Genomic DNA, 15,252 nt, shown 5'->3' with positions numbered 1-15,252 from the left:
TCACAAAGCAGCTTGCTGTCCATAACCGCTGCTCCAATAACTTTCCCATGAGGCCTCTGGGTTGGCTTTCTCCTTTAGAGTTCTCTGTCCAATATGTTTGACAAACCTACACTTTCCTATTGTGCGCCAGCCGGATTGCCCCTTGCACAAGCCAAAACAATGCGGTATACTAAAAAATAGACAAGAAAAGATATGTTAGGAGTTGTTGTAGTATGGGTTGCTCGCATAACTGCGAATCCTGCTCTGCGGGCTGCGGCGGCGAAAAGAGCCTGAAGGTCGCGGCAAATCCCGCAGCTTCGGTTAAAAAGGTCATTGGTATCGTCTCCGGCAAGGGCGGCGTGGGCAAAAGCCTGCTGACCTCGATGCTGGCGGTCGGCATGACGCGCAAGGGCTATACCTGCGGTATTCTGGATGCGGATATCACCGGCCCGTCCATCCCCAAGACCTTCGGTGTACACGATAAGCTTGAGGGCTGCGAGGAGGGTATCCTGCCCGCGCGCAGCGAGGGCGGCGTGCAGATGATTTCGATTAATCTGGTGCTGCCGAACGAGGATGATCCGGTTATCTATCGCGGACCTATCATCGCGGAGACAGTCAAGCAGTTTTGGTCGGATGTAATATGGGACGACGTGGATTTTCTGTTTGTCGACATGCCGCCCGGCACGGGCGACGTGCCGCTGACTGTGTTCCAGTCCCTGCCGGTGGACGGCATTGTGGTTGTCACCTCGCCGCAGGACCTGGTCAGCATGATCGTGGGTAAGGCGGTCAAAATGGCGAAAATGATGGACATCCCGCTCATTGGCGTGGTGGAGAATTACAGCTATCTGGAGTGCCCGGACTGCGGTAAGCATATTACGGTCTTTGGCGAAAGCCATGTGGACGAGGTAGCGGCCGAGTACGGTCTGCCCGTGCTGGCCAAGTTGCCGATCGATCCCAAGCTGGCGGCGGCAGTGGACGCCGGTAAAATCGAGGATGCCAAGCTCCCGGATGCGCTGGGGGATGCCCTTAAAAAGGTAGAGGATCTCCGATGAATATCGGCGTGGCATATGACAGCGGTCAGATCGCTCAAAATCTGGGCGAGTGCCGCTCGTTTCTGATCGTCAGCGCGCAGGGACAAAATCCGACGGGCAAACGGTTGGCCTCCGTGCAGGGCGCCGGCACGACGGATTTGCTCAAGCTGGTGAGCATGGAAAAAGTGGATGTGCTCATTTGCGGTGCGTTGGGGCTTGCCATGCGCAACGCGCTGGAGATGATCGGCGTACTGCTTGTGCCGGGCTGCGAAGGTTCGGCCGAGGAAGCGGTCGCAAAATTTCTGGTGGGTGAGAAGCAAGGCGATTCGACGCTGCTCGAAATCGGGCGCGAGGAGGACCCGGACGACCCGATGGCATGTATCCATGACTGTGCCAAATGCGCGGGCTGCGGACCCATAGAGATTCTGCGGCAGATCCCGGAAGGGCAGGAAGAGAACTGAAAAACAAACGGGGCGTCCGATGCGGGACGCCTCGTTTTTGCGGGATCGTCCGAAAGGGGGCGGACGGTCATAACCCTTTGGAGCATTGGGAGGAAAAATGAGGAAGTTAGCTTATCGGTATTTGTGGTTCACCATCGGCGTCATCATCAATGCGTTCGGCGTAGCGATTATCACCAAGGCGGCGCTCGGCACTTCGCCTATTTCGAGCGTGCCATACGTGCTCAGCCTGAAGTTTGCGCCATCGCTTGGGCAGTTTACGTTTGTGTTCAACCTGCTGTTTATTGCGGCGCAGGTGGTGTTGCGCGGGCGAAAGTTTCCGCCGATTCAGTTTTTGCAGATTGTGGTCAATCTGGTGTTCAGCGCGTTTATTGATGTTGGCATGAAGGCGTTGTGGTGGTTTGAGCCTTCCTCGCTGCCGGTCAAGCTCATGGCGCTGGTGATCGGCTGCGCGGTTTTAGGCTTTGGCATCAGTGTTGAGGTTGCGCCGGACGCGCTGCTCGTGCCGGGCGAGGGCGTTGTGGATGCAATTACCGAGCGGACGGGCATGCGGTTTGGTTCGGTGAAAATTCTGTTTGACGTGACGCTGGTCGTGATTGCACTCATCCTATCATTTTGCTTTTTCCGCGGTGTCAACGGGCTGGGCATCGGCACGGTGGTTTCCGCGTTGATTGTGGGGCGGTTTGTCAACCTGTATAATGCGCATCTGCCGCTCATTCCGCGCATCCGCATGCTGCGTGCGGTGATGGTGCCGCAGGTGGAACAGGAAATAAGTACGGACATGGAAGAAAAACAGACCGAGGCAGAAGCGGAGGGCTGAGAAGCCGTTCCGTCCTGCATGCGGGAGGAGAAAAGCAAGGCTGCCACGCTAAGCGGGCAGCCTTTTTGTCAGCAAACGGCGAAAATAATCTTGCGATACAAGGAAATTTATCGAAAAATGCTGATGCTTTTTATACTGTGGTGTTGTATAATAAACCTATAACTGAAAACGGGGCGTCGCGACCCCAATGAAAACGGAAGGATTTTCTGAGATGGACAAGATTACCGCCGCCTTGGTTGGCGGCCTGTTTGACGAGGGCGGTTTTTCCGCCTATGCGCGTCCGGTGCTGTTCGGTACGGCGGGCGATACGGTGCGGGACGAGCTGCCCGATGCCGTGGATGCGTGCTACTTTGTGCATGACGAGCGGGAGCCTGCGCTGGCGGGTGCGGAGAGCATCGCGCTGACCGAGGGAAGCCGTTTCGCGGCGCTCGGCAATCTGCCGGAGAGCGAGCAGGTACTGGTGGTTGCCGCGCCGTTTGTGCTGGCCGAGGATGACGCGCTGACCCATCTGGTCGAGACGCACGTGACGACCGGCTACGGCGTGAGCGTGCTGGTGGCGGAGCAGCAGGGCTTCGACGCAGAAGGTCAGCCTATCCCGCGCGACACGCATTGCCTTGCCGCGATGTTCACCTATGAGATGCTGCAAAAGGCGCTGGCGGCGGGCGGTGATACGCTCGACGCACTGGTGGAGGCGGCAGTGGCCGCAGGCGCACAAAAGGGCGTTGCCGTCACCAACGAGATTGTCGAGATTTGCGACGGCGGATCGGCCTATATCGCGTTTCGCGCGATGGCGAACCGCGTCAACTTCACGCTGATCGACAAGGGTGTGCAGATCTTTGACCCGGCAAACACCTATATTGCGCCGGACGCCGAGATCGAGGCGGGTGCGACCATCCTGCCCGGCTGCCATATCCGTGCGGGCTGCAAGGTCGGCGCAGGCGCGGTCATCGGCCCGAACTCCGTTCTGGAAAAGGCGGAGATCGGCGCGGGTACGACGGTGAACAATTCTCAGGTGTATGAGTCCAAGATTGGCGCACACACTACGGTTGGGCCGTTTGCTTATGTTCGTCCGCAGTGCGTTGTGGGTGACGGCTGTCGTGTCGGCGACTTTGTCGAGCTGAAGAAGTCCACCATCGGCAACGGCACTAAGGTGTCTCACCTGACCTATATCGGCGACGCAACCGTTGGCGAGCGGGTCAATTTCGGCTGCGGTACGGTTGTAGTCAACTACGATGGGTATCATAAGTATCAGACCGTCATCGGAGACGATTGCTTCATCGGCTGCAATACCAATCTGGTTTCGCCTGTTAGGCTGGGCGACCGCGCGTTCACCGCGGCCGGCGCTACCGTGACCAAGGATGTGCCGGCAGGTGCGCTGGCAGTGGCCCGTGCGCGGCAGACCACGCTCGAGGGCTGGAACGACCGCCGTCGCGCGGCACATGAAAAAGAGCAAAATAAAAAGTAAAAATAGAAAAACGGGATAAATTCTATCATTATGACGGAGGCTTACCAATGATTTCTCACGGAAAAAATATTAAAATTTTCTCCGGCAACTCTCACCCCGCACTGGCAATGCAGATTGCATCCGCACTCGGTTTGCCGATCGGCAAGGCGGCGATTTCCACCTTCGCGGACGGCGAAATCTCGGTTTCCATTTCCGAGTCCGTGCGCGGTTCGGACGTGTTCCTGGTACAGTCCACCTGCGGCCCGGTCAACAACAACCTGATGGAACTGCTCATCATGATCGACTCCTGCAAGCGTGCGTCTGCCGGCCGTATCACGGCGGTTATCCCTTATTTCGGCTATGCGCGGCAGGATCGCAAGAGCAAGGCGCGCGATCCGATTTCGGCCAAGCTGGTTGCCAACCTCATCACCGCGGCGGGCGCGGACCGTGTGCTCACCATGGATCTGCATGCTGCGCAGATTCAGGGCTTTTTCGATATCCCGGTGGACAATATGCTCGGCTCTTCCGTGCTGATTCCGTATATTGCGGGCAAGTTCGGTGTCGGTACGGACGATACGGTTATCGTCTCTCCCGACCTTGGCTCGGTCACCCGCGCGCGCAAGTTTACCGAAAAGCTGGACATGCCGCTTGCCATCATTGATAAGCGCCGTCCGAAGGCGAATGTATCCGAGGTTATGAATATCATCGGCAATGTTGAGGGCAAGAAGTGTATTCTTGTGGACGACCTGATCGACACGGCGGGCACGCTCGTGCATGCGGCGGACGCATTGGTGGAAAAGGGCGGCGCGACAGAGGTTTACGCCTGCGCGACCCACGGCGTGCTGTCCGGCCCGGCAATCGAGCGGATTGCGAACAGCCCGATTAAAGAGCTGGCGATTCTGGATACCATCCCGCTGTCGAGCGAAAAGAAGCTGGACAAGATTAAGCTGCTGTCGGTGGCGCCGGTGCTCACGGAAGCCATCGCGCGCATCTACGAAGAGGTTTCGGTATCGACGCTGTTCGACTGAGACGGACGGATGATTTGACAATTTTGAGGGGCGGACGACGGAGGCTCGTCCGCCCTTTTTCTCTATCCGGCAGCAAATGGCGGTCGGAAAAATACGGAAAAGCGAGGAACAGGCATGAAGCTTCTGACGGTAGGCGATGTGGTCGGTGAGGCCGGTATCGATACTCTGCACGCGCTGCTGCGCCGGGTCAAACGCGCGCACGGCGTGGATTTTGTGATTGTCAACGGAGAAAATGCCGCCGGACGCGGCATTACCCCCAAACAGGCGGACGATATTTTTGCCGCGGGAGCGGATGTGATTACGCTTGGCAACCATGTGTTTGGCAAGCAGCAGATCGCGCCCTATTTGGATGAGCGGCAGGATATTTTGCGCCCGGCCAATCTGGCGCCGCAAAGCCCAGGGCAGGGCTGGGGGATTTACGGCGGCCCGCAGGGGCTGCGCCTGCTGGTGATGAATCTGATTGGCCGATGTGACATGCCTTACGGGCCGGACAATCCGTTTTTGTGCGCGGACAAGATTTTACGCGAGGCGGAAGGGCGGTACGATATTGCGCTCGCGGAGATCCACGCGAACGCGACCAGCGAAAAGCTCGCGATGGGATATTATCTTGACGGTCGCTGCGCCGCTGTTTGGGGTACGCACACCCATGTGCAAACCGCGGACGAGCGCATCAACCCGAAAGGCTCGGGCTATATCACCGACTTGGGCATGACCGGTCCGATTGTTTCCGTGCTGGGCGTGCGGGTGGAGCAGTCGATTGCGATGTTTCGCGGGGATCTGACTGAGTATTTTAAGACCGCGCCGGGTGACTGCGCGCTGTCGGGTGCGGTGTTCGACCTTGGGCGGGACGGCAAATGCACCTCGGTCACCCGCGTGTGGGAGCGCTGCGCGCAGCCGTAAAAACGGCAAACGGTTAGCCGGAAAGGAGGGCGGCGTATGATTGCGATTTTTCTGGCCCCAGTCTATATCCTGTTGAATGTGTATCTGGCGCGCTGGGTGCTGCGATGGACGGGCGCATGCCATCATCTGTGCGGCACAAAGGCGTTCCGCGCGGCGTTTATCGTGCTTTATGCGCTGGTTGTGTCCGCGCCGCTGACCGGCTTTCTGGTGGGGTCGCCGTACCCTCTGCGGCAATTTCTGCTACAGGTCGGCAACTACTGGCTTGGCTGGATGCTGTATCTGGTGCTGGCCGTTTTGGCGGTCGAACTGGCGCTGGCTGTGATACGTCGCGCGCGCGGTAAAGATTTTGAACAAATGCAGCAGGTGCGGCGTGTGCAGGGCGGCGTGGCGCTGCTGCTCGTATGTACGGTCAGTTTTTACGGCATGGCGCATGCGAAGCGGCTCTATGTGACCGATTATGACGTGACGCTGCAAGGCGCAGGCGAGGATATGACGGTAGCGCTGCTGGCTGATCTTCATCTGGGGTATAGTACCGATCCGGCGTATATCGAGCAGGCGGTCGAGAAGATAAACAACATGCAGCCCGATTTGGTGGTGGTTGCGGGAGATATTTTTGATAACGAATATGAGGCAGTTCCGGAACCCGAGCGTATCGCGACGGCACTGGCGTCGCTTGACAGTACATACGGCGTCTACGCCTGCTGGGGCAACCATGATCTGTCCGAGCCGATTCTCGCGGGCTTTACCTGGGATACCGCGGATGCGGATAAGGACGACCCACGCATGACGGAATTTCTGGAGAAAGCCGGCATAACGCTGCTGGACGACCGGGCCGTGACGCTGCCAAACGGTGTGCAGCTGGTCGGTCGGCGCGACCCGGCGCGCAGCAAAAAGCTGGCGGTCCAGCGGCTGAGCCCAGCACAGCTGATCGAGCCGCTTGATTCGGCGCAGCCCATTTTTGTCATCGACCACCAGCCGAAAGAGTTGGAGGCGCTCGCACAGGCGGGTGCGGACCTTGCGCTGTCCGGACACACGCATGACGGACAGCTGTTTCCGGGCAACCTGATGATGCGTCTGCTGTGGGGCAACGCCTGCGGCTGCGAGCAGATTAGGGGGATGACCTCGGTCGTGACCAGCGGCCTTGGGGTGTGGGGACCGGATATGCGCGTCGGCACACGCAGCGAGGTGGTCCGTCTCTCTGTGCATTTTTCAGAATAATGCACGGAGGACAAGCGTCCGCGTGGGAAAAACAGAGAAAAGCAAGGGGGTCTTTTGTACATTTTGCAAGAAGTTGTATAATAACTTGCAAAAATGCGAAAATTTGTTGACGGGACCCCCGGTTTTGCAGTATGCTATAAATGAAGAACAATTGGCCTGATTGCATATATGGTGATGAGGCCTTGCATCAGGCACACCGATGGATGCTTGGGAAGGGCGCCGGCGGTGTGGAAGGAGGAAACAAACAGATGAACTCGTTGCTCAACAAATTCACTTTCACGGACGAGCTGAAAGACGTGCTCGAAAACTGTAAAGGCGTGTCGGTTCCAACCAGCAAGGCGGAGCTGTACGACATGGTATTCGGACCGGAGCATGCGGATGTGTACGACGTTGTCTTTGACGTGCCGGGGAAGGGGCCGGTCAAGGAAGCGGACGTCACACACTGTAAGAACGGTGCGTCGGTCAATTTCGTGGAGGATTATATGCGCCGCCGCGAGCCGGACTGCATGCGTATCGCGGACGACAAGCCGACCGATAAAAAGCGCTTTGCTGATGTATACGGCTATCCCTTTGCAGACCTGCGCCGCGAGACCATGGAATGGTTCAAGACGCAGGAGCTGATTCTCATGCCCTTTAATTCGGGCGGCAACATCTATGGCTACGGTTCTATGCTGGTTTGCCCCAAGCAGTGCGCGTTCTTTGCGTTTGCGCTGGCACATTTGCAGGGCTTTGTCAATGCCGAGGAGAGCGAGGGCTATAAGCCGCGCGCCATCGTTTATGTTGCGCCTCCGTTCCGGCACACCCATTTTGAAGGCAAGCAGGTGGTTGTGCACAACCGTCTGGATGACTGCCATGAGGTATTCTCCTACAACCTCTATCCCGGTCCGTCCGCAAAGAAGGGCGTTTACTCGGTGCTGCTGGATATCGGCGAGCAGGAAGGCTGGACCACCTGCCATACGTCCTGCGGCCGTCTGGTAACCCCGTATGAGAATGAAATGGTCATCATGCACGAGGGTGCGTCCGGCGGCGGCAAGAGCGAAATGCTGCAGGACATTGCGCGCGAGCCGGACGGCCGTGTGCTGCTCTCGAAGAATACGGTTACGGGTGAGGAAACCTACCTCAACATGGGTGCAACCTGCGCGATCGAGCCGGTTTGCGACGATATGGCAACCTGCTATCCGCAGCTGCAAAACAATTCCGGCAAGCTGGTGCTGGTCGACGGTGAGGATGGCTGGTTCCTGCGCATGGACGGCGTAACGCACTACGGCTGCGACCCGGTGTACGAGCGCATCTGCACCGAGCCGAAGGAGCCGCTCTGCTTCTTCAATATGGAAGGTCATGCGGGCGCAACGCTGCTGATCTGGGAGCATACGCTCGATTCCACCGGCAAGCCCTGCTCCAACCCGCGTGCGATTGTGCCGCGTTGGGATGTGCCGCATATTGTTAAGGAGCCGGTGGAGATTGATGTGCGCTCGTTCGGCGTTCGTATGCCTCCTTCCACCCGCGAGAACCCGAACTACGGTATTATGGGCATGATGCACATTATCCCGCCCGCACTGGCATGGCTGTGGCGTCTGGTGGCGCCGCGCGGCTTTAACAATCCCTCGATTGTCACCGGCAACGAACTTAAGAGTGAGGGCGTCGGTTCCTACTGGCCGTTTGCGACCGGCCAGCGCGTCAAGCAGGCCAATCTGCTGCTCGAGCAGATCATGAACAGCCCCAACACCCGCTATGTGCTCATTCCCAACCAGCATATTGGTGTGTACAAGGTCGGCTTTGCGGCCGAATGGATCTCCCGCGAGTATCTGGCACGTCACGGTGGCGCAAAGATTCGCCGCGAGCATCTGGAGCCTGCCCGCTGTCCGCTGCTTGGTTACGCGATGAAGGATATGACTATTGACGGTCAGCGCATCCGTTCCAAGTATCTGCGCGTCGAGACGCAGGACCGTGTTGGTGAGGAAGGGTATGACGCAGGCGCGAAGATTCTGACCGACTTCTTCTGCAAGGAGCTGGAAAAGTTCAATACGCCTGAGCTTGACCCGCGCGGCAAGCAGATCATTGACTGCTTCATGAATCACGGTACGCTCGAAGATTTTGAAGCGATTACGCCGACCAATCTGTAACTCGTCGGCTGAGATAACACAAAAAAACCGCTCCTTCAGGAGCGGTTTTCTGTGTTATGGAGCAGGGATGATATCCTGCACGGTCAGGGTGCCGCCCTCGACCGAAAAACGCACCTCGCAGCCTGCAAACGGAAATCCGTAGACGCGGCCCGGCTCGTGTTGGTAGCCCGGTCGCGGGTCCTGCGCAAGGATGGCGAGCAGCGCGTCGCGCCGTCCGGCGGGCAGACGGATGAGCAGCTCTTCGGTGCAGCACACCTCCAGCACACCATCGCGGTTTTGCAGGGCAAAGCCGCCGGTGGCGTCCGGATGCGCGTCGGTGTAGGCCAGATAGGGCTTGATGTCGAAAATCGGCGTGCCGTCCATCAGGTCGGCGCCTGAAATGTGCAGCACCGGCCCGTCCGGTGTGTGCAGTTCCACCCGATCAAGCCGCACGGAGGACAGCCCAATCGCGTTGGGCCGAAAAGGAGAGCGCGTGGCGAACACACCCATGCGCCGATTGCCGCCCAGCTTGGGCGGGCGCACGGTGGGCGACCAGCCGTCGCGCACGGCCTCGGAAAACTGCCAGATGAGCCAGAGATGGGAAAAGCCATCCATACCGCGCAGCGCGTCCGCATTGCGGTACTCCGGCTCGAATATGATGTGTGCGGGCGCGTCGGCCAGCCCGCTTTGCCGTGGGATACCGAATTTGGTCGGAAAATCGCTGCGAATGTGCGCGATGATATGCAGGGGGACGGTTTGGGACATAAACGACCTTCCTTTGCTGTTGATGTTTTCAGTATAGCATGTCTGTGCCGGGTGCGCAATTCTTCCCGCTTTTACAGATTGTTAATGTATTGGCCAAGCAAAAGCGGTATAATGAAAACATACTGATGAGAAAGCAGGGGTAAATTGTGGCGAAAAAGATACTCATCGTCGAAGACGAAGCAAATATCCGCGAGTTGCTGCGCCTGTATCTGGAGCGCGAAGGCTACGCGGTCATCGAAGCGGCAAACGGTGTAGAAGGCATCAAAATGTGGAAGTCCGAAAAGCCGGATATGCTGCTGCTGGATGTGATGATGCCGGTGATGGACGGCTGGGCGGTCTGTAAAGAGATTCGTGCGGAAAGCGATGTGCCGATCATTATGTTGACGGCCAAAGGCGAGACGGCCGACCGTGTTTCCGGCCTGGAGATGGGCGCGGACGACTATATCGTCAAGCCGCTCGAGATGCCGGAGGTCATTGCGCGCGTACGCGCGGTGTTCCGCCGTATGGCGCCGGATGATGCGCCTGAGAAGCTGACGTTTGACAATCTGGTGATTGACAAGCAGGCATACGACCTGATTATCAAGGGCAAGCGGGTGGACGCGCCACCCAAGGAAATCGAGCTGTTGTATTACCTTGCCTCCAGCCCGAACCGCGTGTTCACGCGCGCGCAGCTGCTGGACGATGTGTGGGGGTTTGATTATTTCGGCGACACCCGCACGGTGGATGTACATGTCAAACGCCTGCGCGAAAAGCTGGAGGGCGTTTCGGACAAATGGGAGGTCAAAACCGTTTGGGGCGTCGGCTATAAGTTTGAGACCAAGGAGTAAACTATGGGCAGACGCAGCTTTTTCTTCAAAAACTATGTCACGCACCTGCTATTGATTGTGTGTGCATTTGCCATAGCGGGCAGCGTGTTCTATTATCAGATGGGCAATTATGCGCTGCAAACCAAGCAAACCGAATTGCGCACGACCGTGCAGAGTTTGGCGGAGCAGACCCGGCTGATGCTCGGCACGGATTCCGATGTGATTCGCGAAATCTACATGCTGTCCATCAGCACAGTGGCCAAGGAGGACGCTATCACGGTTTATGTGACCGATCAGGACGGCGTTATCCAGATGATTGCCGGGCCGGACGGTGACGCGGCCAAGGTAACGGGCTGGATGATCCCGCGGGAAGTGACCGAGCAGATCCGTAAGACAGGCGGTTACGCAGAGGTCGGTCAGTTGGGCGTGCTGGGTGACCGGTCGAGCTATACAGTCGGCATGCGCGTGTCGGGTGACGACGGCGAAATGAGCGCGATGATTTTTGTCTATACACAGGACGCGACCGCGGCGGGGGTGGTGCGCCATTCCACGCAGACACTGGTGCTGATTTTGCTTATCACGCTGGCGGTGGCGCTGGTGCTGTCCTTCATCCTGTCGCAGCATATGACGCGGCCGCTCAAGGTGATTGCGGCGGCGGCAAAAGAGTTTGCCGCGGGCAATTTTGACGTGCGCGTACCGGAGGATAACCACTGCTACGAAATTGATGAGCTGGCGGTATCCTTTAACAATATGGCGCGCGATCTCGACCAGCTCGAGGAGCTGACGCGCGGCTTTATCTCCAATGTCAGCCACGAATTCAAGACCCCCATGACCACGATAGGCGGTTTTGTCGACGGCATGATAGACGGCACGATTCCGGTCGAGCAGCGCGATAAATACCTGCGCATCATCGCGGAGGAGACGCGCCGCCTGTCCCGCATGGTCAACCGTATGCTGGACGCCGCTAAAATCCAGTCGGGCGAGCTGATTCTCAACCCGGCTCCGTTTGATTTCTCTGAGATGACCAGCCAGATCATTCTGTCCTTTGAGCAGAAAATTGAGAAAAAACATCTGGAGGTCGAGTGTGATCTGGATGACCGCCTGATGGTCATGGGCGACCGCGATCATCTGTACCGCGCAGTGTATAATCTGGTGGATAACGCGGTGAAATTCATCAACGACGGCGGACGGCTGTGTCTGCGGGCGCGACCAGAAAACGGATTCTGCGCATTTGCCATCACCAACACCGGTATGGGCATTTCGCCGGAAGATCTGCCGCATGTGTTTGGACGTTTCTACAAGGCGGATCGCTCGCGTTCCATGGACAAAACCGGCGCGGGACTGGGCCTGTATATTGTTAAAAATATCATCAATCTGCACGGCGGCGAAATCTCTGTGCGGTCGGACGGCGGCGAAACCGAATTTTCCTTTACGCTGCCGCTGGCGCCCCAGCAGCTGCCGGGCGGCGCAAAAAATCAGCAGAAATAAACAGCAGACCGTCCGTTTGCCGCGCATCGTGTGCGAAAAACGGGCGGTCTGTCCGCGCTTGTTCAAAAAATATTCATATTGTTTTCAACAAACCGCCACAATGAGGGGGTAGAATGAAATCACAAAATCGATAGGGAGGTCAGAACAATGGATGACTTTAATCATAACAACAATAACATAACGCCGGAATCGCACGGTGATGCGCATACCGAGCCGCAGCAGCCCACCATGGAGCAGCCGTCGGCAGAAACGCAGTCGACCGAACCGCAGCAGCCCACCATGGAGCAGCCGTCGGCAGAAACGCAGTCGACCGAACCGCAGCAGCCCACCATGGAGCAGCCGTCGGCAGAAACACAGTATACCGAACCGCGCACGCCGTACCAGACACCGGTACAGCATCCCGCCTATCGTGAGGCGCCGCAGCAGCAGTTATATGGCGATGCGCCGTATGCGCAGGACCCGATGGGTGCGGCGCCGCAGCCGCCAAAGAAGAAAAAGCATGGTAAAGCGCTCGCAATTGGCCTGGGCGGCGTTGCAGCGGCATGCCTGCTGTTTGCGGGCGGTGCGCTGATTGGGCATATGGTCTACTCGGGCGACGGCAGTGCGGTGGCGGCAAGCATACAGGCGGGCAATCTGCCCACGGTGCAGCTCAATCAGACACCCGACCTCGACCCGGATAATTACGATGTGGTAAATGGTCTGGCGGGCGAGGAAATCTACAAAAAGGTCAGCCCGTCGATTGTTTCGGTCATCTCGACCGCGGTGAACGGAACGGGTTCCGGTTCGGGCGTTATCATGAGTGAGGATGGCTACATCATCACCAACAACCATGTGGTGGAGGGCGCGCAAAGCGTGACCGTGCAGCTGAGCGACGGCACGCAGTACGATGCTTCGATCATCGGCACAGACGAGCAGACCGACCTTGCGGTGCTCAAGGTGGAGCCGAATGGCGCGCTGACCGCTGCGGAATTCGGTGATTCGGATGAATTGCAGCCCGGTGAATATGCTTATGCCATCGGCTCGCCCGGCGGCGTACAGTTTGCAAACACGATTACCGGTGGCCGCATTTCCGCCATCAACCGCGATGTGACCATCAACGACCGCGTGATGACCCTGATTCAGACTGACGCGTCCATCAATCCCGGCAACTCGGGCGGCGCGCTGATCAACAAGTACGGTCAGGTGGTCGGCATTACTTCCGCAAAGCTGTCGAGCAGCGGCTTTGGCGAGGCTTCGGTCGAGGGCATGGGCTTTGCCATCCCGATCAACACGGCCAAGGAGGTCGTTGACGAACTGATTGCCAACGGCTATGTCACGGGCCGTCCGTCCATCGGTATCACAGGTCAAAATGTAGAATCCGCAGACGGCAGTGTTGCAGGCGTTCAGGTTTACTCGATTGATTCGCGTGCCAAGGCGGCCAATGAGGGCCTGCAGGTGGGCGATATCATCACCGCAGTCAACGGCACGCCGACCCCCACCATGGATGACATCAACGCGATCAAGGAGAACATGAAAGCGGGCGACAAGCTGACCTTGACGGTTTACCGTATGTCGACCGACAAGATGGTCAACCTGACGGTGACGCTGACCGATGCGCATGACTTGGAGGGCGATGACCCGGCGGCACAAAGCAGCCAGAACAGTCAAAACAGCCAGTACGGCTATGGTGGCTCACAGTATCAGAATCCGTTCTCGTACTTTGGATGGTAAAAAACACTCGTTTGCAACCACGCTTGCAAACGAAAGGGCGATGCCGCGGTGCACGCGGACATCGCCCGGGCGGCGCAAAGTTCCGACGCGCGCAGCGCGCGAAACTTTGCTGCGCACTTGTATCAAAACGCCCGGCGGAGCTGGGCGTTTTGATGAAAAGAACCGCCTAAGAAGGCGGTTCTTTTCTGTTATATGCGCACCTGATGGCGCGGGGATATGCAGCGCACGGAAACAGAAAGACAGACTCCCGGTCGGGAGCCTGTCTTTCCTGTATTTGCTTACTTTTCGTATTTTTCCGCCATCTGCTGGCTGATGAACTGGCGGGCGGTACGAGGAGAACGCCCGTTGCGGCGCAGCGCGAACCGCTCGGCAAGCAGATGCAGCTGATCCTCAGGCAGCGCAAGACCGCTTTCCGCGGCAAGCTGATCGACGATGTACAGGTATTCGTCCTTATCCGGTACGGAGAAGGTGATTTCCAGACCGAAGCGGTCGGACAAGGAGGTGACAGTCTCCAGACTGTCGCGCACACGCACCTCGTCGCCTTCGCGGTCGGCAAAGCTCTCACGGATGAGATGGCGTCGGTTGCTGGTGGCGTAAATGACCAGATTGGCAGGTTTCCCTGCGAGCCCTCCCTCGATGAACGCCTTGAGCGCGGCGAAGTTATCGTCCTCGCGGCTGAAGGTGAGGTCGTCCAGAAAGACGATAAAGCGGAACGGCGAGCGCAGCGTTTCCGCGAAGATTTTGGGGAAGCAGGTGATGTGCCGCGGCGACATTTCGATGATTTTCAGGCCGCGCTCGGCATATTCGTTGACCACGGCCTTGACGGTCGAAGATTTGCCCGTGCCCTTGTCGCCGTACAGCAGGATGTTGTTTGCCTCGCGCCCGTCAAGGAAGGCACGGGTATTTTTGAGAATTTGCTGCTTTTGGCGGTCGTAGCCGGGCAGGTCGTGCAAGCGAATGGTATCCGGATGCACGATCGGCGCAACAGTGCCATCATCCTGTACGGCAAAAGCAGAGGACTGCGCAAAAAAGCCATAGCCCTGTGCGCGGTAATAGCTGGCAAGCGCTGCGCCGTCCCGAAAGGGCAGCGGACACGAGGCGGGGAAGTCCGGCAGGGTCAGCAGCGCGGGCGCGTTATATCGTCCCGCCGTGGCGGTTTTGAGCGCAGTACCGTCAAGGGCGAGCAGCGCGTTCAGAGCCTCAATATCAAGCGTCGCCGCGCTCAGCAGCGCGGACGCGGGCGCGGCGAGTGTGTCGGTCAGGGTGTTGACATCGTAGTGGACGGCGTCAAGCAGCGCCTGTGATGCGTCCTGATAGGCGTAGTGCGCGGCGCACAGCGCGCCGTAGGCATCGGCAAAGCATTCCGCGTTTGCGCCGTCCAGGTAGTCCAGTGTCTCCACGTATGCGCGCACGAGCGGGTGCTGTTGCAGGCCGCGCAGCGCGGAAAGCGCGTGCAGACGCAGGGAAAGAGCGGTAAGTTCCATATCTACATCTCCTTCGAGG

General features: G+C 58.1%; 13 protein-coding genes. 11 read left to right on the top strand and 2 right to left on the bottom strand.

Features of this window, described 5'->3' with window-relative positions; genetic code table 11:
* Nucleotides 1–212: 212 nt before the first annotated feature.
* The 8 genes from ACTQ3V_RS07330 (at nucleotide 213) to ACTQ3V_RS07295 (ending at nucleotide 9,001) form a co-directional block, all read left to right on the top strand.
* The gene (locus ACTQ3V_RS07330; protein ID WP_441466944.1) at nucleotides 213–1,031 is read left to right on the top strand and encodes a P-loop NTPase; all 819 of its coding nucleotides are present in this window, start codon (nucleotides 213–215) and stop codon (nucleotides 1,029–1,031) included.
* Nucleotides 1,028–1,471, top strand: a complete 444-nt coding sequence (locus tag ACTQ3V_RS07325; protein ID WP_441466943.1) for a NifB/NifX family molybdenum-iron cluster-binding protein — start codon at nucleotides 1,028–1,030, stop codon at nucleotides 1,469–1,471. Before ACTQ3V_RS07330 ends, ACTQ3V_RS07325 begins: the two co-directional genes overlap by 4 nt.
* Nucleotides 1,472–1,568: 97 nt before the next feature.
* Nucleotides 1,569–2,288 (top strand): YczE/YyaS/YitT family protein, encoded by a 720-nt coding sequence (locus ACTQ3V_RS07320; RefSeq protein ID WP_441466942.1) that lies wholly within the window; start codon nucleotides 1,569–1,571, stop codon nucleotides 2,286–2,288.
* 211 nt (nucleotides 2,289–2,499) lie between these two features.
* Nucleotides 2,500–3,753 carry a DapH/DapD/GlmU-related protein gene (locus tag ACTQ3V_RS07315; protein WP_441466941.1) on the top strand — a complete coding sequence of 418 codons (1,254 nt, stop codon included), beginning with the start codon at nucleotides 2,500–2,502 and terminating at the stop codon, nucleotides 3,751–3,753.
* A 47-nt stretch (nucleotides 3,754–3,800) separates the two neighbouring features.
* A complete protein-coding gene (locus ACTQ3V_RS07310) occupies nucleotides 3,801–4,760 on the top strand; it encodes a ribose-phosphate pyrophosphokinase (RefSeq protein ID WP_441466940.1) in 960 nt (319 codons plus the stop codon).
* A 114-nt stretch (nucleotides 4,761–4,874) separates the two neighbouring features.
* The gene (locus tag ACTQ3V_RS07305) at nucleotides 4,875–5,660 is read left to right on the top strand and encodes a TIGR00282 family metallophosphoesterase (protein ID WP_441466939.1); all 786 of its coding nucleotides are present in this window, start codon (nucleotides 4,875–4,877) and stop codon (nucleotides 5,658–5,660) included.
* Nucleotides 5,661–5,696: 36 nt separating this feature from the next.
* Entirely contained in the window at nucleotides 5,697–6,878 is a 1,182-nt protein-coding gene (locus tag ACTQ3V_RS07300) for a metallophosphoesterase (protein WP_441466938.1), read from the top strand.
* A gap of 248 nt (nucleotides 6,879–7,126) precedes the next feature.
* Nucleotides 7,127–9,001 carry a DUF4914 family protein gene (locus ACTQ3V_RS07295; RefSeq protein ID WP_441466937.1) on the top strand — a complete coding sequence of 625 codons (1,875 nt, stop codon included), beginning with the start codon at nucleotides 7,127–7,129 and terminating at the stop codon, nucleotides 8,999–9,001.
* Nucleotides 9,002–9,055: 54 nt separating this feature from the next.
* Here ACTQ3V_RS07295 and tsaA read toward each other — a convergent pair whose 3' ends face one another.
* On the bottom strand, nucleotides 9,056–9,745 hold the full coding sequence (gene tsaA, locus ACTQ3V_RS07290; protein ID WP_441466936.1) for a tRNA (N6-threonylcarbamoyladenosine(37)-N6)-methyltransferase TrmO: 690 nt from the start codon (nucleotides 9,743–9,745) through the stop codon (nucleotides 9,056–9,058).
* 146 nt (nucleotides 9,746–9,891) lie between these two features.
* On the opposite strand from tsaA, the gene ACTQ3V_RS07285 reads away from it, so the two are divergent.
* The 3 genes from ACTQ3V_RS07285 to ACTQ3V_RS07275 all read left to right on the top strand — a co-directional run bounded on the left by ACTQ3V_RS07285 (nucleotide 9,892) and on the right by ACTQ3V_RS07275 (nucleotide 13,749).
* Nucleotides 9,892–10,572 carry a response regulator transcription factor gene (locus ACTQ3V_RS07285; RefSeq protein WP_297274467.1) on the top strand — a complete coding sequence of 227 codons (681 nt, stop codon included), beginning with the start codon at nucleotides 9,892–9,894 and terminating at the stop codon, nucleotides 10,570–10,572.
* A gap of 3 nt (nucleotides 10,573–10,575) precedes the next feature.
* Nucleotides 10,576–12,039, top strand: a complete 1,464-nt coding sequence (locus ACTQ3V_RS07280) for a sensor histidine kinase (protein WP_441466935.1) — start codon at nucleotides 10,576–10,578, stop codon at nucleotides 12,037–12,039.
* Nucleotides 12,040–12,186: 147 nt separating this feature from the next.
* Nucleotides 12,187–13,749, top strand: a complete 1,563-nt coding sequence (locus tag ACTQ3V_RS07275; RefSeq protein WP_441466934.1) for a S1C family serine protease — start codon at nucleotides 12,187–12,189, stop codon at nucleotides 13,747–13,749.
* A 278-nt stretch (nucleotides 13,750–14,027) separates the two neighbouring features.
* Here ACTQ3V_RS07275 and ACTQ3V_RS07270 read toward each other — a convergent pair whose 3' ends face one another.
* Nucleotides 14,028–15,233 (bottom strand): ATP-binding protein, encoded by a 1,206-nt coding sequence (locus ACTQ3V_RS07270; RefSeq protein WP_441466933.1) that lies wholly within the window; start codon nucleotides 15,231–15,233, stop codon nucleotides 14,028–14,030.
* Nucleotides 15,234–15,252 lie beyond the last annotated feature (19 nt).

Source organism: Candidatus Agathobaculum pullicola, from assembly GCF_052117205.1.
Lineage (GTDB): Bacteria > Bacillota > Clostridia > Oscillospirales > Butyricicoccaceae > Agathobaculum > Agathobaculum pullicola.
The sequence above is the reverse complement of the archived record's forward strand: the minus strand, read 5'-3'. Positions and strand labels throughout refer to the sequence as shown.